We start from the raw sequence: 25,174 nt of genomic DNA, 5'->3' as shown, positions 1-25,174 counted from the left end.
TTACTAAGCGGCAATCTGCCGCGCGTCTAGGACGATTGCGGTGGTTTGCGCAGGCGTGCGGGCACATCGGCCAATGTCCGTGTGCCCAATTGGCCCATATTGCTGATCATGTCTTGTCGCAGGATATCAAGTACATGGGCGGCCCCCGGTTCACCCAAGGCAGCCACGCCGTAATGGAAGGCACGACCAAGCATGACGAAATCCGCACCCAATGCGAGTGCGCGCAAGACATCCAATCCACCTTCGATGCCGCTGTCGAAAATGACGGGCAAATCGGTAGCCGCGCGCACTTGCGGCAGCGTTTCGATCGTGGATGGGCCACCGTCGAACTGACGGCCTGCGTGGTTGCTGACCCAGATCACATCGGCGCCTTCCGCCGTCAGGCGCGCGGCATCCTCGGGCAGACTGACGCCTTTGACGATGAGCGGACCGTCCCATGCATCGCGAAGCACTTTGAAATAGTCCCAATCGGGCGAGGTGCGCAAAAGATACCCCACATGTTCGTTTGAAGGCAGGGTGCCTTTGATATCCGAATAGCTCTCCATCAGCCGCAGCCGTGGCATGCCGGTCTTGCGGATCCCGTTCAGCCATGCGGGGCATTGCGCCGCCTGTATTGCCAGTCTTGGCGTGAGTTTCGGCGGTTGTGTCAGCCCCCCGCGGGTCTGGCGTTCGCGGCGCGATGCAACGGGAACATCCACCGTCAGCACGATGGCGGTGAAGCCACTGTCTCGGGCGCGCTTGAGAAGATCATCCCGGATGCCGGGGTCGCGCGGCGGATAGAGCTGGAACCATGCGTGCGGGCCTGCATGGGGGCCTACGTCTTCGGGCAGCTGGCTGGCGACAGTGGACAGGGCGTAGGGGATATTTTCGGCGGCGGCTGTGCGCGCCAGCATCTGTTCCGCGCCGGGCCAGATCAGCCCGGACATGCCGACAGGAGCGATGCCAATCGGCAGCGGGTGGGTGTGGCCCAGCAGGCTTGTCGAAAGATCGGGTTTGAATTCGCCGTGCAGGATCGAGGGGTTGAACAACACCTGATCCAGCTGCGCGCGGTTGCGTTTCTGTGTGGCCTCTACCCCCGTGGCGCTATCGAGGTATTCCCACACGAAATGCGGCATCCGCCTGCGCGCGCGGGCCTTGAGATCGGAAATGGCGGGGTAGCGGCTATGGTATGTCATGGGCTGACGCTATTGCGGCTCAGGTGTGCTTGGCAATGGGTCGGAGCCTCCGGCGGGGATATTTTTTGGGCCAATAATAACGATGAGAACGGAAGTAGAACAAGGCTTTTCACCCGCGCCCGTTGGCGCTATGTGTGGGGGATGAGCAGTTTTTCCGAAGATGATGCCTTTGAGGCGGCCGCCGTGCCACTGAGCCAGCGTGCGATGGCGCGGCCGAGTGCGGCCTATCTGGACGGTTTGAACCCCGCGCAGCGCGAGGCGGTCGAGACCCTGAGCGGGCCTGTTTTGATGTTGGCGGGCGCCGGAACCGGCAAGACCAAGGCGCTGACCACCCGCATTACCCATCTTCTGGCGACAGGGACTGCACGACCGCATGAGATATTGGCGGTGACCTTTACCAACAAAGCCGCGCGCGAGATGAAATCACGCATCGGCGGGTTAATGGGCGAAGCGGTCGAGGGGATGCCTTGGTTGGGGACTTTCCATTCGGTCTGCGCCAAGCAGTTGCGCCGTCATGCCGAATTGGTTGGGCTCAAGTCGAATTTCACCATTCTGGATACCGATGACCAGATCCGCCTGATGAAGCAGTTGATCGAGGCCGCAGGCATTGACCACAAACGCTGGCCTGCGCGGATGCTGTCGGGGATCATCGATGGCTGGAAGAACAAGGCGCTGACACCCGATAAGGTGCCTGTCGCCGATAGCGGTGCGTTTGATCACAAGGGGGTGGAACTATACGCCGCCTATCAACGCCGTTTGCTGGACCTGAACGCGGTCGATTTCGGCGATATCCTTTTGCACATGGTCACGATTTTCCAAAAGCACGAAGATGTGCTGGATCAATACCAACGCTGGTTCCGCTATATTCTGGTGGACGAGTATCAGGATACCAACGTCGCCCAATATATGTGGCTGCGCCTTTTGGCGGCCTCGCATAAGAATGTCTGCTGTGTGGGCGATGACGACCAGTCGATCTATGGCTGGCGCGGCGCCGAGGTGGGCAACATCCTGCGGTTTGAAAAGGATTTTCCCGGCGCGCATGTGGTGCGGCTGGAAGAGAATTATCGCTCGACCCCGCATATTCTGGCGGCGGCATCCGGCGTGATTGCTGCCAATAAGGGGCGGTTGGGCAAGACCTTGTTCACGTCTCGGACCGATGGCGAAAAGGTTCGTCTGATCGGCCATTGGGATGGAGAGGAAGAGGCGCGCTGGATCGGCGAAGAGGTTGAAGCGATGCAACGCGGGACGCGCGGCATGGCACCCTTGGGCCTTGATCACATGGCGATCCTCGTGCGCGCCAGCCATCAGATGCGCGCCTTTGAGGACCGGTTTTTGACCATCGGCCTGCCATACCGCGTGATCGGTGGACCGCGTTTCTATGAACGGATGGAGATCCGCGACGCGATGGCCTATTTCCGGCTGGCCGTAAGCCCCGAGGATGATCTGGCCTTCGAGCGCATCGTGAATACACCGAAGCGGGGTCTGGGTGACAAGGCGATACAGACAATCCAGCGCACGGCGCGCAGCAATGGCGTGTCGCTGGTTGAGGGCGCGCGGCTGGTCTGTCAGGGCAAACTCCTGGGTGGCAAAGGTCTGAAAGAGCTGACGTTTCTGGTCGGCTCTTTGGATCGCTGGCATGCGCAGGTGCGGGCCGAGGCGGACACCCATGTTGAACTGGCCGAGATGATTTTGGACGAAAGCGGCTATACCGGTTTTTGGCAGAACGACAAAACACCCGAAGCGCCGGGGCGGCTTGAGAACCTCAAGGAACTCGTCAAAGCGCTGGAGAATTTCGAGAACCTGCAAGGGTTTCTCGAACACGTCAGCCTGATCATGGACAATGAAACCGAAGAGCAGGGCGAGAAGGTGAGCATCATGACCTTGCATGCGGCCAAGGGCCTTGAGTTCCCTGCGGTCTTTCTGCCGGGCTGGGAGGACGGGTTGTTCCCGTCGCAACGGTCGATGGACGAAAGCGGGGTCAAAGGCCTCGAAGAAGAGCGGCGACTGGCCTATGTGGGCATTACCCGCGCCGAAGAGATCTGCACCGTGTCTTTTGCCGCGAACAGGCGTGTTTATGGCCAATGGCAATCGGCGATGCCGTCCCGCTTTATCGACGAACTGCCAGAAGATCACGTCGAGGTGCTGACGCCGCCGGGTCTTTATGGCGGAGGCTATGGTGCGGCGGGCATGGCGGCAAGCGCATCGCCTGCGATGGCGGGCATGGTGGGCTCCGACCTACATGAAAAGGCGCATAGTGCGGATGTCTACAACTCTCCTGGCTGGCGGCGGTTGCAGTCGCGGAGCCAGCAGCGCGGCATGGCAATGCCGTCCGAAGCACGCAATATGACCATTGATATGACCGCCGTTAGCGCCTTTACCGAAGGCGAGCGCGTGTTCCATCAGAAATTCGGTTATGGCGAAGTGATCGGGATCGAAGGTGACAAGCTTGTCATCGAGTTTGACAAAGCCGGTTCCAAACATGTCGTGGCGCAATATGTGGTCAGCGCCGACAAAGCCGATGACGTGCCGTTCTAGGGTCAGCACCGCTTGAATGCGTTGTGGCGGATCGGACAGAGGTTGCCGTGCCTGTCCTGACCAGCGCGCATCTGGCGCGTAAGCTGCACAGGCGAAACCTTGCTGCGTTGCCAGCGAGAGTTGCAATGTATAGCTGTTGATGACGACAGGGTTGCTGTATAAGAGGCCCGAGAAATCTATCAAGAATTGAAGATTTGGCGGTATTGATGCATTCTGAAGTGGCCCAACTCTTCCGGTATTCTCTGGGTTTTATTGCGGCCATATCATTCGTGGCGTGCCTTTGCATCATCGCCTTGGCGCAGGTTTTCCCGTGGTTGTGCGGCCGCCGCGATGACGAAAATGCAGTTCAATCAATGCATTCGCGGCCAACACCCCGTATCGGTGGCGTCGCGATCTTCTTTACTCTGGCGCTGGGTGTGGTCTTTGCGCCCACCACAATCGTGCAGAGCTATCTTGGCGTTATCATCGCGACAACGCTGCTGTTTCTCGTAGGGCTAAGCGAAGACTTGGGGTTTCGGGTTTCACCGCGCAGGCGGCTACTCGCAGTTTGCGTTGCCAGTTTAGTGGTCATCGTCTTGTTGGGGGTTTGGTTGCCGCGTATCAGCATGCCTTATTTTGATCTGCTCATGCAGTATTGGATTGTCGGTGTTCCTTTCACGTTGCTGATCACAGCGGGCGTTGCGAACGGGTTTAACCTGATTGATGGCGTCAACGGTCTCGCGGCTTTGACCGCAATCGGCGCTTCGGTATCTATCGCGTTGATTTCGCTGCAGGCAGGATATGACACGATGGCCATGGTGAGCATGATGCTTGCTGCCGTCATCTTTGGCTTCTTTCTGGTGAATTTCCCGTTCGGAATTATTTTCCTCGGGGATGCTGGTGCCTATACGATCGGATTTGTGCTGAGTTGGTTTGGCATTGCCGTGCTAATCGATTCATCTCAGGTGTCTGCTTGGGCCATCCTGCTCACCTTGTTCTGGCCGCTCGCGGATACGGTTTTTGCGATATACCGGCGCAGCAGGTCGAAAAAAGATGCGATGGCGCCTGACCGGTTGCACTTTCACCAACTGGTGATGCGCGGGTTGGAAATTTGCATTCTCGGACGCAAGCGGCGCCGCATTGCCAATCCGCTGACGACACTTGTGCTCGCACCATTTGTGATTGCCCCGCAGGTGTGCGGGGTACTTTTGTGGGATCACAACCGCGCTGCGTTTTTCACTGTGTTGGCGTTTCTCGCCGTTTTTATTGCGTCTTATCTGGTGGCCGTACCAGCCATTCGTGCCTGTCGGCAAAGACCGCAAGAGGCCTAGTCCTCCGCCCCGATTTTCACATCGCTATTCGATGTTCAGAGAACGAGAAGCCCTGTCAAACGCGTGACACCTTCTCGGACCAGACTGGCATCTCCACGCGCTTCGACATTCAAGCGGACAATCGGCTCGGTATTCGAGCTGCGCAGATTGAAACGCCAGTCCCCCATGATCATTCCAAGGCCGTCCGTCTCGTCGATTGCGATGGCCTGCGGGGCATATGCGGCGCGGACCCGCGCGATTGCCGCCTTTGGATCATCCAGCGAGAAATTGATCTCGCCTGATGAGGGGAAGGCAATCTTGCGCTGCGCCACGAGATCCGCAAGAGGCCCATTGCGGCTGACCAGTTCGGCCACCAAGAGCAAGGGGATCATCCCGCTGTCGCAGTAGACGAAGTCGCGGAAATAGTGGTGCGCGGACATTTCGCCACCGTAGATGGCGTCCTCATCGCGCATCGCCTGTTTGATAAAGGCGTGGCCTGTGGGCGATTGCACGGCGTGACCGCCTGCCTTGGTGACGATGTCTTGGGTGTTCCAGATGATCCGGGGATCATGGATGATTTTCGCCCCCGGTTCTTTTGCCAAGAACGCCTCGGCCAAGAGCCCCACGACATATTCCCCGTCGATAAAGTTGCCCGCGTGGTCAAAGAAGAAACAGCGGTCAAAATCGCCATCCCATGCGACGCCGAAATCGGCGCCTGACCGGGTGACAGCCGATGCTGTTGCGGGGCGGTTCTCGGGCAAGAGCGGGTTGGGGATACCTTGCGGGAAGGTGCCGTCGGGCGCATGGAACAGCCGTTCAAATGTCAGGGGCGCACCAAGAGCATCAAGTTTTGCGGCGATGGCATCAAAGGTTGGCCCGGCTGTCCCGTGACCGGCATTCACCAATATCCTGAGCGGTTTGAGGGCGTCCAGATCAACGAAAGACATCATGCAATCGACATAGGCGACACGCGCTTCGGCGGCGATATCGCGCAGCGTACCAGCGGTGCCTGAGTTCGTGAATTCACTTTTCTCGGCCAGCGTTTTGATCCGCGCCAGACCGTTCGCTGCATCCAATGGCGCAGACCCGGCCCGCACCATTTTCATCCCGTTGTAATCCATCGGGTTATGCGAGGCCGTCACGCAAATCCCGCCATCCGCGTTGAAGTGGGTTGTAGCGAAATACATCTCTTCCGTGCCCGCAAGCCCCAGATCAAGCACATCACATCCCGCGTCCATCACGCCACGCGCGACACTTGTCGCGAGTTCCTCGGACGAGGCCCTGACATCGCGCCCGAGGACGACGGTTCTTGCACCCAAAGCTTCGGCAAAGGCGCGGCCGATGCGGTAGGCGATTTCGGCATCAAGGTCGATGCCAAGCCGCCCGCGGATGTCATAGGCCTTGAAGCAGGTCAGTGCGCTCATCCTTTGGCACCTTGGCCGCGGGCGTAAACATCGTCGTAGCGGATGATATCATCCTCGCCCAGATAGCCCCCTGTCTGCACCTCGATCAGTGTCAGTGGCAGCTTGCCGGGGTTCTCCATGCGGTGCACGGCCCCCAGCGGGATATAAACAGACTGGTTTTCGCTCAACAGCTGGACCGTTTCATCGATGGTCACTTTCGCGGTCCCTTCCACAACAATCCAGTGCTCGGCGCGGTGATGGTGGCTTTGCAGCGACAGTGCCGCACCCGGATGCACGACGATCCGTTTCACTTGAAAACGTGTGCCGACCACGAGGCTTTCGTACCACCCCCAAGGGCGGTAGTCGCGGGGCAGCGTCTCGGCTTGGGGGACAGCGGCGGCCTTGAGTTTGATAACCGCTTCTTTGACGTCTTGCGTGCGGTCTTTATGCGCGACCAGAACAGCATCGGGCATTGCGATGGCCACCAACCCTTCCAGCCCGATGCCAACCAGTTGTTGTGCACCGCTGGTTGCCTGGAGCAGCGTGTCTTTGCAGTCGATGGATGTGGCCGGACCGGATTTAACAACACCCTGCGCGTCTGCTTTGCCGTCGCGCCAGACGGCCTGCCAATCGCCAAGGTCGGACCATGCGCCGCCATAGGGCACGACAGTCAGATTGTTGGCCTGTTCCATCACGGCGTAGTCGATGGAGATTTCGGGGCAATCGGCCCAGGCGTCGGGGGCAAGGCGTGTAAAGGAGAGATCGGCTTCGGCGGCCTCAAAGGCGGCGCGGGTCGCGGCGAGAACCTCGGGTGCATGCGCGGCAAAGGCGGCAAGGATCGTGGTTGTCGAGAACAGGAAAATACCTGCGTTCCACAGGTGCATCCCGCCGGCCAAGAGTGCCTCGGCTGTCGCAAGATCAGGCTTTTCCACGAAGCCCTTCAAGGGTTGTGGTGTCGGTGCAAATTCGGCTGTTGGGACACTGGAGAGCGCAAGCCAGCCATATCCTGTTTCGGGACGGTCTGGCCGGATGCCAAAGGTGACCAGTTGCCCATCCAGCGCGGCGGGCACAGCGGCCGCGACCGTCGCGCGAAACCGGTCTGCGTCGGGGATCACATGGTCCGACGGGGCAATCAACATCAGCGCGCCGGGTGTGCGGGCTTCAAGGGCCAATGCGGCAGCACAAATCGCGGCTGCGGTGTTTTTGGCAGCAGGTTCGATCAGGATATCGGCAGGGGCGATTTCCGCTGCTGCCAATTGTTCCAAGACAACAAACCGGAAATCCGCGGCTGTCACAACCGAAGGTGCGGTGAAATCCGTACCTGTCAACCTGCGCGCAGAGGCCTGAAACAGGCTTTCTTCGCCGATCAGTTTTACAAACTGTTTAGGATAGGATTTGCGCGACAATGGCCAGAGCCGTGTCCCTGCACCACCGCAGAGCAGAACCGGATTGATCTTGTTCGCCATATGCCTTTAACCCCTCAGGTTTTCCAAATTCGCCAGATACCATTGGTAGGTTTCCGTGATCCCATCCTCAAGGTTGATCTGCGCGCGCCAGCCCATTTTGGCCAGACGTCCCACATCCATCAGTTTGCGCAGCGTTCCGTCAGGTTTGGAAGGGTCGGTCGTGATCCGGCCCTGAAACCCTGTGACCTTTGCGACGGCCTGCGCCAGTTCAAGGATCGAAATATCGGCGCCGGTGCCCACATTGATGTGGCTGAGCATCGGATCGGTGTTCGCGTCATAGTCGGCCTTCGGCAGGTCCAGCACAAAGAGCGAAGCCGTAGCCATATCGTCAACATGCAGGAATTCGCGTCGTGGTGTGCCACTGCCCCAGATGACAACCTCATCGCGGTTCTGCTGAGCGGCTTCATGGAAGCGGCGCATGAGCGCGGGCAGCACATGGCTATTTTCTGGGTGGAAATTATCACCGGGGCCGTAAAGATTGGTCGGCATCACGCTGCGATAATCCACCCCGTGCTGGCGGTTGTAGCTTTCGCAAAGCTTGATGCCTGCGATCTTGGCCACTGCGTAGGGCTCGTTTGTGGGTTCGAGCGTCCCCGTCAAAAGCGCGTCTTCCCGCATCGGCTGGGCCGCGTCGCGCGGATAAATGCAGGACGATCCCAGCTGCAGCAGCCGTGTCACGCCGGCAGCATAAGCCTGATGGATGACATTGCTGGCGATCATCAGGTTTTCGTAGATGAAATCAGCGGGGTAGGTGTTGTTGGCATGGATGCCACCCACTTTGGCGGCGGCAAGGATCACGATATCGGGCTTTTCGGCCTGCATGAAATCGCGCACCGCTGATTGGTCTGTCAGGTCCAGTTCCGCATGGGTGCGGGTGATGATCTGCGCGTTTCCACGGGCCTGCAATTTGCGCAGGATTGCGCCACCAACCATGCCGCGATGGCCTGCAAGATAGATCTTTTGCATCGCGGCCACCTCAGCTTTCGTATGCGACCGGCACGTCCATCCCGTTCGCTTTCAGGAAAGCATGTCTGCGAGCGGTTTTCAGGTCTTCGGCCACCATTTCGGCGCACATCTCTTGGGCAGTGATCCGGGGTTCCCAGCCAAGTTTCTGCTTGGCCTTGGAAGGATCGCCAAGCAGCGTTTCAACCTCGGCGGGGCGGAAATAGCGCGGGTCGATCCGCATGATCACATCGCCAACCTTCAGGGCAGGGGCCATATCGCCGGTGATGCTGGCGACCGTGGCCACCTCATCGACACCTGCGCCGGTGAATTCCAGCGTCAAACCCAGTTCCGCTGCGGACCAGATGATGAAATCACGCACAGAGTGCTGTTTGCCGGTGGCGATGACAAAATCCTCTGGCTGGTCCTGCTGCAGCATCATCCACTGCATGCGCACGTAATCCTTGGCATGGCCCCAGTCCCGCAGGCTGTCGATGTTGCCCATATAAAGACAGGGCTCCAGCCCTTGGGCGATATGCGCCAGACCGCGGGTAATCTTGCGCGTCACAAAGGTTTCGCCGCGGCGTGGGCTTTCGTGGTTAAACAGGATGCCGTTGCAGGCATAAAGCCCGTAGGCCTCGCGGTAATTGACCGTCATCCAATAGGAATAGAGCTTTGCAACCGCGTAGGGCGAGCGCGGATAGAAGGGTGTTGTTTCGCGTTGGGGTGTCTCTTGGACAAGGCCGTAAAGCTCGGAGGTGGAGGCCTGATAGAAACGGGTCTTTTTATCAAGGCCCAGAAAACGGATGGCTTCCAACAGCCGCAGAGTGCCGATCCCGTCGACGTCTGCGGTGTATTCAGGCGCCTCGAAACTTACCGCGACATGGGATTGCGCACCAAGGTTGTAGACCTCATCGGGTTGCACCTCGGACAGGATGCGGGTCAGGTTCGAGGTGTCGGTCAGATCACCATAGTGCAGCTTGAAACGCGCGTTGTCGACATGGGGATCCTCATAGATATGATCGACCCGCTGGGTATTGAAAGACGATGCACGGCGTTTGATGCCATGCACCATATACCCTTTTTCAAGCAAGAATTCAGCAAGGTAGGAACCATCTTGTCCGGTGATGCCTGTGATGAGTGCAGTTTTTGTCATTTTTGTTGCGTACTTGTCCAAGAAATAGATCGTCGATGAAGGTTGTCCCACGCATGCGCTGAAATGCCAACAGTTCTATACAACACGAATGCGGCTGAATGATGAATGCGACTGAATGAATGCTACTGAAGTCCTTGCTGACCAGAGTTATCCTCTGCGTTCTGGAAAGTCTTTGCCGGACCGGGGCAGCACGGCAGCATTATGGCGTGACCTTATGGTGATGCTTGGCTTTGCCGGAGCCATTTAGAAATCCTGACACATCGGGGATGTGAAAATCAGCAGACGCGGTCGGATTGAAACCGCGCGAATAGGGCGACGGGTGCGATCATCGCCGACTGCGCGCACCCATCGGATACATCACACCAACTCAGGCAGAGGCGGTCTTCTATGCAAACATGAATTCACGCGATAGGGTCGCCGGAGAAGCACGCAACAGTCTCGGGTCAAACCAGGGGGTTCATTGACACCAACGGGGATCAAAATGACGTCTCACGACGGAAACTCTACCTGGTTTCTTGCGCAGTTAAAGCCGAACTGCAGCCATATTGCGCAGAAGAACCTCCAACGGCAGGGTTTTCGGACTTTCCTGCCGTTGGAGGACGTCACAGTGCACAGAAGGGGGCAATTCGCAACGGTAAGACGGCCGCTGTTTCCCGGCTATATTTTCGTGGCTATCGACGCTGCAGGTAATCAATGGCGTAAGGTGAATGCGACGACTGGTATTACGCGCCTTGTCAGCTTTGGCAGCGTGCCGGCTGCCGTGCCGTATGATATTATTGCGCATCTCATGGAGCGCTGCAGCCATGACGGTACCATCCTAACACCAAAAGCACCGCAGCCGGGGGAAATCGTCTCGCTTGCTCAAGGCGCCTTCGCCAATTTCACGGCAGAGGTGCAGTCCATTGAACCCGACAGGCGGGTTTGGGTCTTGATGGACATTATGGGCGGGCAAACACGCGTCAAAGTGAGTGCGGATCAACTTAAGTCGCTGTAGCTGCGTGCGGGAAAACAACGGGCCAATGGCCTCAGCTGAAGCGAGGTGTTTGCAACCAGCCTCCCGCAGGTCTATCCCCAAGTCTGTGCTGAATGAACGAAATATTCACAATTGTGCCTCTTCGATAAGGCCTTATGATGCCTTTGGGCAGAGGCCTTCGAGGTAATCAATAACAAATGTCTACTGAAACCTCAGTTCGTGGCAGAGCGGAGCTTGCTGAAACGCGCAAGAAAAGCCGTTCTTTGTATTGGGCAGTCGCAGTTTTCAGCTTCTTTGTGAATCTTCTCATGCTGACCGGGCCGCTGTATATGCTCAATGTTTATGACCGTGTGCTCAGCTCGCGGTCGTTTGAGACACTGCTCGCTTTGTCCGTTTTGGTGGCTTTCCTTTACGCGATGATGGGTATTCTGGATTTTGTGCGCGGCCGTGTCATGGGGCGTGTCGGTGCCCGTTTTCAGGCCGATCTGGACCGGCGGGTCTTTGGGGCGGTATTGAAGGCGACAACGCTGAACAGGGCACCGCGCGAGGCGGCAACGGGTCTGCGTGATCTCGAATCCATTCAGCGCCTGATTACATCACCTGCACTGATGGCGCTGTTTGATCTGCCATGGGTGCCGCTCTTCTTCTTCGGCATTTTCATCTTTCACCCTTTGATGGGTGTTCTGGCGATTGTCGGGGCAGTGATCCTGCTCATCGTGGCTTTGCTGAACCAATTTATGTCGCGCAAACCTTTGGAAGCTGCGAATGCAGCGAGTTTCATGTCAAACCAACTCGGCACGCAAATCCGCAGTGAGAGTGAAATGGTGCATTCCCTTGGCATGCGGGGCGCTGCATTTGATCGTTGGCAACTCGCGCGCGGCAAATCTCTGGATACAGCGATTGATGCCGCAGATACGTCGGGCACATTCACGGCCATCACCAAGTCTTTCCGGCTGTTCCTACAATCTGCGATGCTCGGTCTCGGAGCTTATCTTGTCTTGATCAATGAGTTGTCACCCGGTGCCATGATTGCGGGGTCCATCCTGCTTGGACGCGCGCTGGCACCGGTTGAACAGCTCGTGGGACAGTGGGCGGTGTTCCAGCGTGGGCGCGAAGGCTGGCGCAATCTGTCCGAGCTTCTGGGGCAAGTGCCAGCAGACGGGCAGCGTACCGAACTTCCCAAGCCTTTGGCGAAGCTTGTTGCTGATCAGATCAGTGCGGTGCCGCCAGGCGAGCAACAGGCAGCGCTGCGCAATGTCAGTTTTGCGGTTTCGCCGGGGCAGGCCGTTGGCGTGATCGGTCCGTCGGGTGCAGGCAAGTCGACGCTTGCCCGTATTCTCACCGGTGTCTGGTCGCCTGCGGTTGGCAAGATCCGGCTGGATGGTGCGGCCCTTGATCAATATGAACCGGATGTGCTTGGGCAGCATGTCGGATATCTGCCGCAACATGTCCATCTTTTTGACGGCACGATCAAAGAGAACATTGCGCGGATGTCGATGGCACCTGATGATGCCAAGGTCATTGTTGCCGCCAAGACCGCCGATGCCCATGAGATGATCCTCAAATTGCCGGACGGCTATGATACCCGTGTGTCATCAAGCACCGGGCGGTTGTCAGGCGGTCAGATTCAAAGGATTGGCCTTGCGCGGGCGCTCTATGGCGATCCGGTGATTGTTGTTTTGGACGAACCCAACTCAAATCTGGACAATGACGGCTCCCTTGCGCTGAACAAGGCCATCAAAGCATTGAAAGCCGCAGGTAAGGTGGTGTTCATTATGGCGCATCGGCCGTCTGCCATTCAGGAGTGTGATCTCTTGCTGGTTCTTGAAAACGGCACACGGCGGGCCTTTGGCCCAAAAGACGCGGTTCTGGCTGAGATGGTGAAGAACCATGGCGAAATTCAACGCAGCACCGGCAAAGGCGGAGGCGTGTCATGATTGAGAATGTCGCCAAGCGCTGGTCAGCAAATAAGCACCTTTTGATTGGTGGTCTTGCGTTACTGATCCTTGTCGGTGGTTTCGGGACATGGTCGGTCATGGCGCAAATCTCGGGTGCCGTGATCACGACCGGTCAAATTGAGGTAGACCGCAACAGGCAAGTCGTGCAGCACCCTGACGGTGGCGTTGTCGACGAGATCATCGTCGATGAGGGCGATGCGGTGCAGGCAGGCGATCTTCTGCTCCGGCTGGATCCGACGGTCCTGCAATCGGAACTCGCTGTTGTCGAGGGTCAGCTTTTTGAAATTCTGGCGCGCCGTGCCCGTCTGGAGGCTGAAAGGGATGATGCGTCAGATCTTACATTCAGCCCGATCCTGACCGAGGTTGCAACGCCGGAGGTACAAAAACTCATGGATGGGCAGGAGCGCTTGTTCCGTGCGCGACTGGAAACCAATCAGAGTGCGATCGAGCAGCTTAGCCAGCAGCGCGCACAAGTTGCCAGCCAACTGACAGGGATCAGTGCGCAGCAAGAGGCGCTTTCAACCCAACGCGATCTGATCGGCAAAGAGCTTGCGGATCAACAAAGCCTGTTGGACCGGGGGCTGGCGCAAGCAAGCCGCGTGCTTGCGCTGCAGCGGGAAGAGGCCAGTCTGCTTGGTCGTGTTGGTGAATTGACGGCGCAAGCCGCGCAGGCGGCTGAACGCATGACCGAGATCGAGCTTCAGGTCCTTGGTTTGTCATCGACCCGCCGCGAGGAGGCTATCACACGCTTGCGTGATCTGGAGTTCAACGAGCTGGAACTATCCGAGCGTCGCCGCACGCTGCGTCGCCAGCTTGACCGTCTGGATATTCGTGCACCGGTCTCGGGGATTGTGTATGGTTTGCAGGTTTTTGCACCCCAATCAGTGATCCGCGCCGCAGATCCGGTGCTGTTCCTGATCCCGCAGGACCGCCCGCTTGTGATTGCCACCCAGGTGCAGGTAACGGACATCGACCAGATTTATGTCGGCCAAGAGGTCACGCTGCGGTTCTCGGCTTTTGACCAGCGCCGCACACCTGAACTGAATGGCACGGTGACCCTGATCTCGGCCGATGCGTTCCAGAATGAGAATTCCGGGCTGTCATATTACCGCGCCGAAATCGAACTGGCGGCAGGCGAGATCGACCGACTGCCCGAGGAAATGACGCTGATACCCGGCATGCCCGTTCAGGCGTTCGCACGCACACTGGATCGCAGCCCGCTGCAATTCCTGATCAAGCCGCTTGCTGACTATTTTGTCCGCGCGTTCCGCGAGACCTGAGCGGCACTGCCAATCCTGTTAAACGGCTCTTCGTACATGCGCCTTGAGTGCATGTCGTGCCGCGTGTCGCACCGCGAACATCACCGGACTGGCGCGGTTGGTTTAGAGTTGGCTATTCAATGCAACTTTGAGTAGAAGTAAATCAAGACAAGAGATCAGATGCGACATGCGGTCATGTCGGAACTTCCGGGGCAGCAAAACGAAACGATGAAGAGGTCTTTTCAACTATCGATTGCGGCCTTCTGTGCATTCGTTGCGAGTGATGGAGCCGCAGAAGATTGGCGCAGTGGTTACTCGCTTTACGGCACCCCGGGTCTTATCGAAATGCCCTCGGCGTTCGTACGACCGGACGCCGAAATCGGTATGACGCTCGGCGGTTTTGAAAACCAGCAACGGGTGTCGTTCAATTTCCAGGTGACACCACGTTTCAGTGGTACGTTTCGCTACTCGCGGCTCGCGGAATGGGGTGGCCCTGGGACAGGCGATCTCTATGACCGCAGCTTTGATCTTCACTATCAGGCTTTGACCGAGGGCAGCTTGCGTCCTGCGGTTACCGTTGGTTTGCGCGATTTCATGGGAACCGGTGTCTATAGCGGTGAGTACCTTGTGGCGAGCAAGACACTCTCGCCGCGTCTGCGGGCGACGTTGGGGCTCGGTTGGGGGCGTCTGGCGACCGAGGGTGGTTTTGACAACCCGCTTGGAGTTTTGAGCGATGCGTTTGATGCGCGTCCTGCGCTTGACTTCGGCTTTGGCGGCAAACCCTCTTTCGATCAGTTTTTCCGAGGCGACGCCGCTTTCTTTGGCGGCGCCGAGTGGCAGTTAAGCGATGATTGGGTCGCGACTGTTGAATACGCAAGTGACGGTTACGCGCGAGAGACCAGCCTGGGGATCGTAGAGCGCGAGACACCTGTCAACTTTGGTCTCAGCTATGCGCCGAACGCAGATTATATCCTGAGCGCTTACGCCCTAGGGGGCAGTGATATCGGTTTTTCCGCAACGCTTATCATTGATCCAAAAGACCGTGTCGCGCGCAGTGGATCTGAGCCCGCACCGGTGCCTGTTGCGGTCCGTGGTCGCACTGTTCCAGTTTCGCAGTCAGAGCGCGTGGCGCGCGATGTGACCGCGACGGCGCTCTTGGCAGAAGGCATTGTTTTGCAAGGTCTGGATATCTATGGCCGCACGGCTCGGGTGCGTTTCGAGAACGAGAGATACCGGGCCGAAGCGCAAGCACTGGGCCGCGTTGCGCGTGTACTGACCAGAACCATGCCACTGTCCGTCGAAAATTTTGTGCTTGAGCCGACCCGTGCAGGACTGCCCCTGTCAGCTATCACGATCCGTCGATCCGATATGGAAGCGATTGAAAACCGTCCGAACGCTGCAGCACAAATCCTTGACCGTGCGACCGTCACCGAGGCGGGAGCCGGCACGCCCCCGTCCGTGGTTGCATCGCAGGCCAGCGCAATCGCGTGGGGGCTGTCACCTTACTACGCTGTACAGTTGTTTGACGGATCAAATCCGTTGCGTGGCGAATATGGCTTGCAGGCTGATCTGCGCTACGCCTTGCTGCCCAACCTCACCCTCGCAGGGACCGCGCGTTACCGGATGTCCGAGAACCGCTCGGATGCCCGTGTCTCGGAGTCAACGCTCCAACCGGTCCGGCGCAATGTGGGGCTCTACGGTGAAGCGGGCGAGATCGGGATCGAAGACCTTGCGCTTCACTGGTACGCGCGGCCCGGCCGCGCGCTCTATAGCCGTGTTTCAGTGGGATATCTTGAAAAGATGTTTGCAGGGGCATCGACGGAACTTCTGTGGAAACCCGTCGACAGCCGCGTGGCGCTTGGGGCAGAGATCAACTACGTTGTCCAACGCGATTATGACCTTGGCTTCGGTGCGCAGGATTTCCCTGAACTCGACGGTGTCTACGATGTCGTGACGGGGCATGCATCCGTCTACTATGACTTCGAAAACGATTTTCACGGCAGGATCGACGTCGGTCGTTATCTGGCCGGTGATTGGGGTGCCACCTTTGCGCTGGACCGCGAATTTGCCAATGGCTGGCGCGTCGGGGCCTATGCGACCCTGACGGACGTGCCTTTTGAGGATTTTGGCGAAGGGTCTTTTGACAAGGGCGTTCAGCTGACGATCCCACTTGATTGGGCGATCGGGACAGCGACGCGTGACCAAGTCGATGTCCGCCTGTCGTCTCTGAGCCGTGATGGCGGCGCGCGCCTGAACGTCGATGGCCGTTTGTACGAAACCGTGCGCGGCGGCCATGTGGTTGCTTTGCAGGACAGCTGGGGGCGGTTTTGGCGATGAGAACGCAATTCCTGATCATGGTGCTTTTGGGTGTCACTGCTTGCGGCCCCCTTGCGCAGCAGCAGCCCGTCGTGAGCGTTCTGCGGGGAATTGCAGAAGCTGGGTCTGACGTCTGGGAGGAGAAGACAGATCCAAGAGAGGTATTAACGCGGGATATTATTGAAGCAGCCACAAATGATCTGTTGCTCTTCGCACCTGTCAATCAAGACATGGCATCCGTTTTTGCGCGCAGGTCAACGAATAGTGACTTGATCATTTGGGTTTCGGATGAAGGTATCAGCCTGACGTTGCAGGACGGGGTCGTTGTCGCAACGCGTGGTTTGGGCAACGACTTGATGGGCGCGGATTTAAACCAAACCTATCAGCGTGTTGTCAGCGGTAGTGGGAGCACCGTCCGGATCTACGACTACCTCAATGGCGAGGATCAGATCACGCGTCGGGAGTACGCTTGCAAAACTACGACTCTGCGCAATGAAACGATCGAAATTTTCCAGCGCAAACACGAAACCCGTCTGATCAGCGAGACCTGCATGGGGGATGCGGGTGGTTTCGGAAACCTCTACTGGATCGACGCCGGAGGAATGATCTGGCAGTCGCGGCAATGGATTTCTGCAAGGGTCGGTATGGTGGATATTCAAAGACTTTGAGGTCTGCATCTTATAATTGCGGAAACGTCCAAGTTGCTTTAAAGGGGTATTAAGATAAGCAATGCAACCAGGAGGAATAAGTGGATGATGAATATTAAAATCTTGTCGGCGGTTGCGATTATTGCAACTGCTGCGTCTACTGCCAGCGCCGGTGGTCTGTTGGATGAGCTCGTTGAGCAGGATGTGCAAGCGCCGCTCGTTGTCGCCGAACCTGCCGGTTCGGGGTCGATTTGGATTCCATTGGCTATCCTTGCTGTGTTGATCGCAGTAGCCGCCGGTGACTCAGGTGGTGGCAGTTAAGAGGCTGCATCGGTAAGGCGCATGGCGAAATTTGCCTCAAGCCCGCTTCGCTTGTTTCAACTGTTTTGAGCCGCGCATATCTGCCGAAATTTTTGCAGAGACGTCATGACGGCAAGTCTCTGTCGTGGAGAAAGTGTGCTCTTGGAGGGTACGCTTTTTTCAATTTAACGCAAAATTTACTATGTGCGTCGAAACACAATGAGTGAGGCATCAAGACAAAATACTGGGGACTTCATGCGTTTGCTGATTGCTTTCATCTGTGCTTTTGGGCTTTCGGCCTGTGCTGACGGCTCAAGCAGTTTCCCGGTCACATCAGCGACGCAGGCGACACTGGATGAAAGCGTGTCGCTCGTGCGGCTCGACGCGGAGAATATTTCGGCCTTCAATCGGGACGTATCGCCACCGCAAAGGACCACGTTGCCCGGCCCTGCGAAGTGGAACTACATCGTAGGCTCGGGCGATATTCTGAGCGTGTTGGTCTTTAACCACCCTGAGCTTACCATGCCAGCCGGCCCCCAGCGTAGCGCTGCCGAGACTGGTTTCCGCGTCCAGTCGGATGGCACATTCTTTTACCCCTTCGTGGGGCAGGTGCAGGCTGCGGGACTTGCGCCGGAGCAAATACGTGCAAACCTTATGGTCGGCTTGGCAGAATACATTGCCGATCCGCAGCTTGAAGTCCGCGTAGCGGCCTTTAATTCGCAAGCCATTAATATCACTGGTGCCGTTGCCGCACCGCAGAGGCTGCCTCTTACAACTGTTCCCTTGACTCTGATCGATGCTGTAAATGCGGCAGGTGGCCTTGTTCCAGAGGCTGACCCTGCGGGTGTCACTCTTCAGCGCAACGGACGTACATATCGTGTTGACCTCGAGGGCTTTCTGGAGCGCGGGATGGTGTCGAACAATCCGATGCTCGGCTCTGGAGATGTGGTTTTTGTGCCGGCAAGAACCCCCCAAGAGGTCTTTGTTTTGGGTGAGGTCGGGCGTCCTTCCGGCATCGACCTCGCGGGTGAGGCGCTCTCTCTGACCCAAGCGCTTGCACGTCAGGGCGGGCTGGACGAGTTGCGCGCTGATGCGCGGGGAATCTTTGTCTTCCGTAGCGGCAGTGACAATATGACGGTTTTCCAGCTTTCGGTGGAGTCGCCGACGGGGTTTTTGCTGGGCACCCGTTTCAACTTGGAGCCCGGTGACGTCGTGTATGTGACCCGCTCACCGCGTCAGCGCTGGAACGATACCATACTGGGGCTGCTGCCGACGGTTGGTGCCGTCAATACAACGAACACGACGGTTGAAGGGCTCTGATCCGAAATGAAGAGTATTCTGACTGTTTGCGTGGGCAATATCTGCCGTTCTCCGGTCGCAGAAGCGATCTTGCGCGCGCATCTGCCCGATCACAGCGCTGCCTCTGCCGGAATAGGAGCGGTCGTTGGACATGATGTTGACCCCACGGCGCGTGCGATCGCAGAGGCCGCTGGCATTGACGTGGGTGCGCATGTGGCGCGACAATTCACGCGTGAAATTGGCGAGCAGCATGACCTCATCTTGGTATTGGAAGCAGGTCACAAGCGCGAGATCGAGCGGATCGCACCGGAGCTCTCAGGACGCGTCATGCGCCTGACCCGCTGGACAGGGGACGCGGACATCCCTGATCCCTATCGCAAGAGCAGGGAATTTCACGAATTTGTCTTCGCGCTTATACAAGAGGCCACGACGGCCTGGGTGGCACGCCTGTCGCCCAAGACTGTGGAGTGACCGGTGACCGAACAGCTGCAAACCCAAAGTGACGCGAACCGGGACGACGAAATTGACCTTGTCGATCTTTTCGGGCGGCTTTGGGCGGGCAAATTCAGGATTCTGGCCTTTTTCCTTTTGGGTGCTCTGGCTGGCCTTTTTTACATCTTCAACACACCGCCGACGTATCAAGCTGACGGGCTGCTACAGCTCGAGGAGAAAGCAAACACGCTTGGTCTGCCCGATGGTCTTGCTGACCTGTCAGGGGACAGCCCGCGCGCCGTCACCGAGATCGAGATCATCAGGTCCCGCATGGTGGTCGGTCGTGCCATTTCCCGCCTCAACCTCGATTGGGACGCCAAACCAGTCCCGGCGCCACTGGTCGGACACCTGCTTGCGACGCAAGATATTCCAATCCCCCGGTGGGATTTCCTGACGCGATTTGCGCGTCCGGGCGACGCTATTCGTCTTGACCTTCTTGACGTTCCTCCCGCTTGGCTAGGGGAGGAGATCTACCTCATGTCGGAGGGGCAGGGCCGCTTTGTTCTGACACTCCCTAACGGACAGGAGTTGCAGGGGCAGGTTGGCGCGCCTGTGCTTGCTGAAGATATCGGGTTCTCGCTGCGGGTCGGCGCCCTTGTGGCAGAGCCAGGGCGCATTTTTGTCTTGGAGCAACTGCCCGAGCTAGAAGCGATCGAACGTGTGACAGACAGTCTTAGTATCTCGGAGCAAGGTCGCAATTCCGGCATTTTGCGCATGACCTACGAAGCCGGGTCGCCAGAGACAGCACGCCGGACACTCGATGCAATTGCACAAGCTTATCTGGCGCAGAATGCGGACCGGAGTGCTGCAGAGGCCGAAAGCAGCCTCGCGTTTGTCGAAAGCCAGTTGCCCGCCGCACGCGAGACCGTGGAAGAGGCAGAGGCAGCACTCGCCAGTTTCCGTGAGGAAGAAGAAACAGTCGCCCTCGGGGCGGAAGGCGAAGCGCTTCTGACCCAAATTCGTGCCCTTGAAACCGAGCTTATCGATCTCGCTGGTCTGGAAGAAGAAATCGCAGAACGTTACACGCCGAACCACCCAGAGTATCAGAGACTACTCGCCAATAGAACGCGGATCGAAGAGCGTCTTTCCAGTTTGCGCGAGGAAGTGCGCGCATTGCCTGCCACACAGCGCGAAGTGCTGAACCTGACCCAGGATCTCGAACTTGCGCGGGAAGTCTTTGTGCAGCTACGCAATCGCGCGCAGGAATTACGGGTTCTGAGGGCAAGCAATATCGGAAACGTCCGCATTGTGGACACCGCGCGCGCGCCGCAAGAGCCCGCGGCACCGCGCAAGGCTATCATTCTTGCGCTTGCCGGCCTCTTTGGTCTGCTTGTCGGGGCGGGCTACGTCTTGGCACAAAGCTATCTGCGGAAAACTGTTGATGGCAGTCAGGACCTTGAAGCCATGGGCCTCCCAGTTTTTGCAACACTCAACCGACAAGCATCGGCGCTGAAATCGATGAAGGTAAGAAAGACCCATCCCCTCGTTGCGCTCGACACGCCACAGGACCTCTTTGTTGAGGGTTTGCGATCTCTGCGGACGGGATTGCACTTTGGTATGCTTGATGCCGAGACGCGTTCCGTTGTCTTCACCGGTCCTGCACCCGGAGTTGGAAAGAGCTTCATCTCGGCTAACTTTGCCGTGGTCGCTGCACAGTCGGGGCAGAAAGTTTGCCTTGTTGATGCCGACATGCGCCGCGGTCAGCAGCGAAAGTATTTTGATATCTCCAGAGCCCATCCTGGTCTTGCCAACGTGCTCTCGGGCGAGGTCGATCTCGCGTCAGCGCTCACCGCCACGCGTGTGGAAAACCTCACAGTTCTCTCAAGTGGCCCTTTTCCACCCAATCCCTCCGAATTGTTGATGCGGGAGGATCTGTCCAATCTGATCAAGACCCTCGATGGAGACTTTGACCTGATCATCATTGATGCGCCACCTGTGTTGGCCGTTACAGATCCTGCTGTCATCGGCCGCGCCGCTGGTGCAGTGATTGCTGTCACCCGTTTCGGTCAGACGCATCCCGGAGAAGTCATGGCTATGAAAAAGATGCTTGAGAATGCAGGTGTGAAGCTCTCGGGCGCGATCCTCAATGACTTTGATCCAAAGCGCGCGCGCGGGCGCGGCGGATACAGCTACGCTTACAATGCGCGCTATAGCTACCAGCAGGGTGACTGAAGACAGTGTCAGGGTTGCCGGTGGATCACGCGCGAACTTCCTATCCACCGCAGTTGAGACCCAACAGGCGGGCGCCTGCGCGATTTTGCGTCATCACGGGGTGATGCGTTCGGATACAACCACTCACTCTCGAAAAGCGATGGCGTAGAGCGGTGCTGGAATTTATTTGCCCGAGGCATTGCAAGGGGTTGAGTTGCAAGCGGGGACTGCGCAACATGCGCACGCACGCTTGATGCAGGCAGTCACGAAAGTCTCGTTATTTTCTATGAAGAACTCAACAACCTTTACACCGCACAGACTACTCGGGCCTCTGTGCTTACTGGTGCTTGTGTTTATCCCGCTCAACATGCTCTTTTCACCCGTCTTCGACTTTTTCACGAGCGAGACGAGAGGCGCGAGCTGGACAGTCACAATGACGGCCTACGCTTTCATTCTGACGTGCATGCCTTTTCTCATTGTGCCTGTATTATTGATGAAATCGCGCAATGAGAAACTTGTCCTGCGATGCATACTTGTGTTTTTCATTTACGCATTTTTGTTTACGATATTGTCGGCGCAAGATCTGTTCTACCCGATGTACGGACTGGTCTCACTCTTCGGGACAACGCTTGTTACCGTGCTGTTTTACGTTTCCGCCAGAGACGGCATCATCAATGCAAAAAAGGTATTTCAAGTTCTTGTCGCTGCAGCCGCGCTTGCTGTTGTGCCGTTGCTGCTCGTACAGATTGATCCTCAACGCTTCGCCGAGCTGTCCGCCGAGTTTGGCCCGAATACGATACTTTACGGCTATGAAAATCCGCGACCTGTCGGCTGGGTTTCCACAATTTCTCTCTCGTTGTTGGTGACTTATGTCATGACGCAGCCGGACAAAAGCATCAGTCCGATCTTCTTACTTTTGACTGTAATTGCGTCAATGACGCTGTTTTGGAGCGGCTCTCGGGGGGGCGTGATCTCATTCCTGATAGCTGTCCTACTTATTCTATATTTTTGCAATCAAAAGAATATGAAGCGCATTCTGCCTGTTTTTCTCTCTGTCGTGATAGGCGCTGTGCTTTCGTACTTATTGTACCTACCCGGTGAATCATACGGCATCTTTGCGAGAATTGGTCAAACTCTTGAGGCAGATGGCATCAACGCCGCGACCACGGGTCGTACCGTCATCTGGCAGAACGTTATTCAATATATAGCAGAGCGCCCATTCACCGGATATGGGTATTTGCCTCACAAAAGCATGGCGGGCTTAACACACGGCAGCGCGCACAACTTCGTATTGGACCTCTGGCTTGGATTTGGTGTCATTGTGGGAACCGCAGTGATGCTGTTTGGGGTCATGCTATGGGCCAAGGCCTTTGATTATTTCCGGCGCGTAAATGATGAATATATTGCAGCCCTATTTTGCGTCGTGACGACCCTTTTGGCGTACAGCATGCTGTCCGGACCATACGCCAGAACGTTTCCTTTGCTTCTTTTCGCAGTATCATTCGGCGTTATTCTTGGTCACCGGTCCTCAAAGTCAAGCATCTGAAAACACCGATATGAAGGGAAGCCACTGCGCGGTATCGGTGTTTGATCTGGTCTTGTGGCTGGTGATGGATAGCTTGCCCGTTAAGATAGGAATATCAGTGGTGATGAAGACTATTTTAACGTTGCAAGACACAGCCACGTTTCGTCCAAGACTTCATGACGCAATACTTGATTAGCGCGAGATGAAAGATGGGTAATCATGGTCGGGGCCATGCAAGACCGCATAGCTAAAAAACGCAAAAATTTGCAAGTTGTCGTTTCTATTCTGGCGTATGCCCATGTGTCTGGACAAGACCCTGTGACGCATTACCGGTCATTACGACTGCGACATCCGATCTTGTCTTGAATAACGTCGAATAGAAATATGGGAGCCGAGATAAACATTCGCTTCCATAGTCGTCTTGGTTGTTGAAGAAGGCGGGGCAGCCATTCCAGACCAAACCTCTGAAAAAATGGATGAGAGCGTTTTACATTACCTGTATAAAAGTCAAATACCGCACCAATAGCCCCGGCAAATTTGACTGGAAGATAGTGTTGGTTTTTCGCAAGCCACAACTCTTGTTTCGGCGCGGTCATGCCAACCCAAAGCACATCGGCTTCAGAACGCTGCACCGCTTCAATCATGTCTGCATTCTCTGCCGCTGAGAATTCTGCTTTGAAAGGCGGAGAATACGTGCCGGCCAGTCGCACGTTCGGATAGTCCTTTGGCAATTTATCTGCAATCCGCCTGAGCGTTTCTTCGGTGCTGCCAAGAAAGAACACGCTTCCTCCGTGACGGTTCAGTTCACGCATTACGCTGTCGAATACTTCAAACCCTGTAATTCGCTCTTGAACGGGTCTTCCCAAGAGACGACTTGCGATCACGATGCCAACGCCGTCGGGGACAAGCCACTGCGCCGATCGCAGCGCACTGCGGAATTGGGCATCCTTACGCGCAAGCGCATAAGAGTGTGGGTTGATGCACGCCAGCCATACGCAGTCCCGTTGATCCAGGGGCAGGAACTTTCGGATTGCCTGTATGCATTCGGCCCCTTCAGAAGCTTGAACGCGATAGCCGAGTATTTCCACAGTCGACATCAGTGTTGCCCAGCTTTTGCTGCGCCGACTGCTTTTTCGTAGATATCAATCAGCATCGCTAGGTTCTCTCTTTCTGAATATTTTGCCTCATAGGCGAAACTGGATGACCTTGCCATCGCAGCAAGGCGATCACTCTGACTCCAGCGCGCGCTGACCTTTTCATAAAGCTCTTTGGGATTGTTTGCATCAAAGACGAGACCATCAGCCTGAGCGGCAATCTCAGGCAGGGGGCCCTTGTTGGAAACAGCGATTGGCGTGCCGAGCGCGAATGCCTCGCGCAAGACCAGAGGGAAGCCTTCGAACCAGCGAGATGGCAAGATCAGCAAACGCGCTGATCCGATCTCTGCTTCTGCTGTCTGAGAGTCGACTTGCCCCAGAAACGAAATATTGCCGGCTCCTGCGGCCCTGTCCGTAAGTTCGCTCCACAACGGGCCATGACCTATAATTCTGAGCTCCGGGGCATCCTCACCCCAGGCGAGCCAGGCATCGATCAGATCACGCACACCTTTTTCCGGACTAAGCCGACCAGCGAAGACGACTTTTCGGGGCCTGTCTTCAAACTTGGATGGTTCTGGCGTTCCGGGATAGAAATTGGGCTTGATGAAAATGCGCTCTTTTGGCAGTGCCGCATGCGCCATGAGATTGCGTTGGAAATCGGAAAGCGCGATGAATGCCTCAACATCTCGTTGCCATGTCCCGCGCCAGCGGTTGAGCGCAATATTGGCCGCAAGGGGGAGGGTCGCCAGCCGGCTGCCGCGATAGCAACCATGGCGCATCGCGGGAACAACGCTCTTTTGGTCAATGCATTCGGTACAGGTCTCACCTTGGCGCATCGGAATCGCGGCAGGGCACAGTAAGCGGTAGTTGTGCAGCGTCAGCACGCGCGCAGCACCTTTCGCGGCTGCAAAAACGGACGGTGAAATCATCGGGAATGTATTATGAGCGTGCACGACATCGGGCCGGAATTTCGTCATGGCCTTTACCATGGCCCGCGCGGCAAGCGGGTTCCACGGCGTCATTGCAGCGCCTGCAATCGCCCCTGCGGCACCCCACGAACGCAACGTATCGCTGAAGCGCTCTAGCGTTTCCACGTCGTGGCCGTTACGCCGCAGCAGATCCCGTTCAAGCGCAAAGACAGTGTTTTCCCCTGATGGGGCGGCCGATCCATAGTGGTTGTGAACCATGAGGATT

19 protein-coding genes are annotated in these 25,174 nt (G+C 57.0%); 12 read left to right on the top strand and 7 right to left on the bottom strand.

Annotated features, from left to right (window positions below; translation table 11 throughout):
* Positions 1–26: 26 nt before the first annotated feature.
* Positions 27–1,175, bottom strand: coding sequence for an alpha-hydroxy acid oxidase (locus B0B09_RS06365; protein WP_076658880.1), 1,149 nt, complete (start codon positions 1,173–1,175; stop codon positions 27–29).
* Between the two features lie 141 nt (positions 1,176–1,316).
* Between B0B09_RS06365 and B0B09_RS06360 the strand changes: the two genes are divergently transcribed.
* Positions 1,317–3,710 (top strand): ATP-dependent helicase, encoded by a 2,394-nt coding sequence (locus B0B09_RS06360; protein WP_076659828.1) that lies wholly within the window; start codon positions 1,317–1,319, stop codon positions 3,708–3,710.
* 353 nt (positions 3,711–4,063) lie between these two features.
* The gene (locus tag B0B09_RS06355) at positions 4,064–5,020 is read left to right on the top strand and encodes an MraY family glycosyltransferase (RefSeq protein ID WP_165689300.1); all 957 of its coding nucleotides are present in this window, start codon (positions 4,064–4,066) and stop codon (positions 5,018–5,020) included.
* Between the two features lie 35 nt (positions 5,021–5,055).
* Here B0B09_RS06355 and B0B09_RS06350 read toward each other — a convergent pair whose 3' ends face one another.
* From B0B09_RS06350 to gmd, 4 genes are read right to left on the bottom strand one after another with little or no spacing between them, the layout of a single operon-like run.
* Positions 5,056–6,423, bottom strand: coding sequence for a phosphohexomutase domain-containing protein (locus B0B09_RS06350; RefSeq protein WP_076658877.1), 1,368 nt, complete (start codon positions 6,421–6,423; stop codon positions 5,056–5,058).
* Positions 6,420–7,868 carry a mannose-1-phosphate guanylyltransferase/mannose-6-phosphate isomerase gene (locus tag B0B09_RS06345; protein ID WP_076658874.1) on the bottom strand — a complete coding sequence of 483 codons (1,449 nt, stop codon included), beginning with the start codon at positions 7,866–7,868 and terminating at the stop codon, positions 6,420–6,422. Before B0B09_RS06345 ends, B0B09_RS06350 begins: the two co-directional genes overlap by 4 nt.
* A gap of 6 nt (positions 7,869–7,874) precedes the next feature.
* Positions 7,875–8,834, bottom strand: a complete 960-nt coding sequence (gene fcl, locus B0B09_RS06340) for a GDP-L-fucose synthase (RefSeq protein WP_076659827.1) — start codon at positions 8,832–8,834, stop codon at positions 7,875–7,877.
* Between the two features lie 10 nt (positions 8,835–8,844).
* Positions 8,845–9,966, bottom strand: coding sequence for a GDP-mannose 4,6-dehydratase (gene gmd, locus B0B09_RS06335; protein WP_076658871.1), 1,122 nt, complete (start codon positions 9,964–9,966; stop codon positions 8,845–8,847).
* 481 nt (positions 9,967–10,447) lie between these two features.
* On the opposite strand from gmd, the gene nusG reads away from it, so the two are divergent.
* The 10 genes from nusG (at position 10,448) to B0B09_RS06285 (ending at position 22,907) form a co-directional block, all read left to right on the top strand.
* The gene (gene nusG, locus B0B09_RS06330) at positions 10,448–10,960 is read left to right on the top strand and encodes a transcription termination/antitermination protein NusG (RefSeq protein ID WP_076658868.1); all 513 of its coding nucleotides are present in this window, start codon (positions 10,448–10,450) and stop codon (positions 10,958–10,960) included.
* A gap of 176 nt (positions 10,961–11,136) precedes the next feature.
* Complete coding sequence (locus B0B09_RS06325; RefSeq protein ID WP_076658865.1) at positions 11,137–12,876, top strand: type I secretion system permease/ATPase; 1,740 nt, start codon at positions 11,137–11,139, stop codon at positions 12,874–12,876.
* A complete protein-coding gene (locus B0B09_RS06320) occupies positions 12,873–14,177 on the top strand; it encodes an HlyD family type I secretion periplasmic adaptor subunit (protein ID WP_076658862.1) in 1,305 nt (434 codons plus the stop codon). Before B0B09_RS06325 ends, B0B09_RS06320 begins: the two co-directional genes overlap by 4 nt.
* Positions 14,178–14,336: 159 nt before the next feature.
* On the top strand, positions 14,337–16,493 hold the full coding sequence (locus B0B09_RS06315) for a YjbH domain-containing protein (RefSeq protein ID WP_242654353.1): 2,157 nt from the start codon (positions 14,337–14,339) through the stop codon (positions 16,491–16,493).
* A gap of 17 nt (positions 16,494–16,510) precedes the next feature.
* Entirely contained in the window at positions 16,511–17,140 is a 630-nt protein-coding gene (locus tag B0B09_RS06310; protein WP_165689299.1) for a YjbF family lipoprotein, read from the top strand.
* A gap of 84 nt (positions 17,141–17,224) precedes the next feature.
* Positions 17,225–17,440: a hypothetical protein gene (locus B0B09_RS06305; protein ID WP_076658858.1), complete on the top strand. Its 216-nt coding sequence runs from the start codon at positions 17,225–17,227 to the stop codon at positions 17,438–17,440.
* 234 nt (positions 17,441–17,674) lie between these two features.
* Positions 17,675–18,739, top strand: a complete 1,065-nt coding sequence (locus B0B09_RS06300) for a polysaccharide biosynthesis/export family protein (protein ID WP_076658856.1) — start codon at positions 17,675–17,677, stop codon at positions 18,737–18,739.
* A 6-nt stretch (positions 18,740–18,745) separates the two neighbouring features.
* A complete protein-coding gene (locus B0B09_RS06295) occupies positions 18,746–19,189 on the top strand; it encodes a low molecular weight protein-tyrosine-phosphatase (RefSeq protein WP_076658853.1) in 444 nt (147 codons plus the stop codon).
* Positions 19,190–19,192: 3 nt separating this feature from the next.
* The gene (locus tag B0B09_RS06290) at positions 19,193–21,382 is read left to right on the top strand and encodes a polysaccharide biosynthesis tyrosine autokinase (RefSeq protein WP_076658851.1); all 2,190 of its coding nucleotides are present in this window, start codon (positions 19,193–19,195) and stop codon (positions 21,380–21,382) included.
* Positions 21,383–21,647: 265 nt separating this feature from the next.
* Positions 21,648–22,907, top strand: a complete 1,260-nt coding sequence (locus B0B09_RS06285) for an O-antigen ligase family protein (RefSeq protein WP_165689298.1) — start codon at positions 21,648–21,650, stop codon at positions 22,905–22,907.
* Between the two features lie 305 nt (positions 22,908–23,212).
* On the opposite strand, the gene B0B09_RS06280 is transcribed toward B0B09_RS06285, so the two are convergent.
* A complete protein-coding gene (locus B0B09_RS06280; RefSeq protein ID WP_076658846.1) occupies positions 23,213–23,983 on the bottom strand; it encodes a WecB/TagA/CpsF family glycosyltransferase in 771 nt (256 codons plus the stop codon).
* On the bottom strand, positions 23,983–25,167 hold the full coding sequence (locus B0B09_RS06275; protein WP_076658844.1) for a glycosyltransferase family 4 protein: 1,185 nt from the start codon (positions 25,165–25,167) through the stop codon (positions 23,983–23,985). The genes B0B09_RS06280 and B0B09_RS06275 overlap by 1 nt, the downstream gene beginning before the upstream one ends.
* Positions 25,168–25,174: the final 7 nt, after the last annotated feature.

This window comes from Yoonia rosea (assembly GCF_900156505.1).
Classification (GTDB): domain Bacteria; phylum Pseudomonadota; class Alphaproteobacteria; order Rhodobacterales; family Rhodobacteraceae; genus Yoonia; species Yoonia rosea.
The sequence above is the reverse complement of the archived record's forward strand: the minus strand, read 5'-3'. Positions and strand labels throughout refer to the sequence as shown.

Coding starts and splice junctions, on each gene's coding strand:
- B0B09_RS06315 (WP_242654353.1), top strand. CDS start 14,337: ATGCGACATGCGGTCATGTCGGAACTTCCGGGGCAGCAAAACGAAACG.
- B0B09_RS06345 (WP_076658874.1), bottom strand. CDS start 7,868: ATGGCGAACAAGATCAATCCGGTTCTGCTCTGCGGTGGTGCAGGGACA.
- B0B09_RS06365 (WP_076658880.1), bottom strand. CDS start 1,175: ATGACATACCATAGCCGCTACCCCGCCATTTCCGATCTCAAGGCCCGC.
- B0B09_RS06355 (WP_165689300.1), top strand. CDS start 4,064: ATGCATTCGCGGCCAACACCCCGTATCGGTGGCGTCGCGATCTTCTTT.
- B0B09_RS06275 (WP_076658844.1), bottom strand. CDS start 25,167: ATGGTTCACAACCACTATGGATCGGCCGCCCCATCAGGGGAAAACACT.
- B0B09_RS06300 (WP_076658856.1), top strand. CDS start 17,675: ATGCGTTTGCTGATTGCTTTCATCTGTGCTTTTGGGCTTTCGGCCTGT.
- B0B09_RS06350 (WP_076658877.1), bottom strand. CDS start 6,423: ATGAGCGCACTGACCTGCTTCAAGGCCTATGACATCCGCGGGCGGCTT.
- B0B09_RS06285 (WP_165689298.1), top strand. CDS start 21,648: ATGAAGAACTCAACAACCTTTACACCGCACAGACTACTCGGGCCTCTG.
- nusG (WP_076658868.1), top strand. CDS start 10,448: ATGACGTCTCACGACGGAAACTCTACCTGGTTTCTTGCGCAGTTAAAG.
- B0B09_RS06325 (WP_076658865.1), top strand. CDS start 11,137: ATGTCTACTGAAACCTCAGTTCGTGGCAGAGCGGAGCTTGCTGAAACG.
- B0B09_RS06280 (WP_076658846.1), bottom strand. CDS start 23,983: ATGTCGACTGTGGAAATACTCGGCTATCGCGTTCAAGCTTCTGAAGGG.
- B0B09_RS06310 (WP_165689299.1), top strand. CDS start 16,511: ATGGTGCTTTTGGGTGTCACTGCTTGCGGCCCCCTTGCGCAGCAGCAG.
- fcl (WP_076659827.1), bottom strand. CDS start 8,834: ATGCAAAAGATCTATCTTGCAGGCCATCGCGGCATGGTTGGTGGCGCA.
- B0B09_RS06305 (WP_076658858.1), top strand. CDS start 17,225: ATGATGAATATTAAAATCTTGTCGGCGGTTGCGATTATTGCAACTGCT.
- B0B09_RS06360 (WP_076659828.1), top strand. CDS start 1,317: ATGAGCAGTTTTTCCGAAGATGATGCCTTTGAGGCGGCCGCCGTGCCA.
- gmd (WP_076658871.1), bottom strand. CDS start 9,966: ATGACAAAAACTGCACTCATCACAGGCATCACCGGACAAGATGGTTCC.
- B0B09_RS06295 (WP_076658853.1), top strand. CDS start 18,746: ATGAAGAGTATTCTGACTGTTTGCGTGGGCAATATCTGCCGTTCTCCG.
- B0B09_RS06320 (WP_076658862.1), top strand. CDS start 12,873: ATGATTGAGAATGTCGCCAAGCGCTGGTCAGCAAATAAGCACCTTTTG.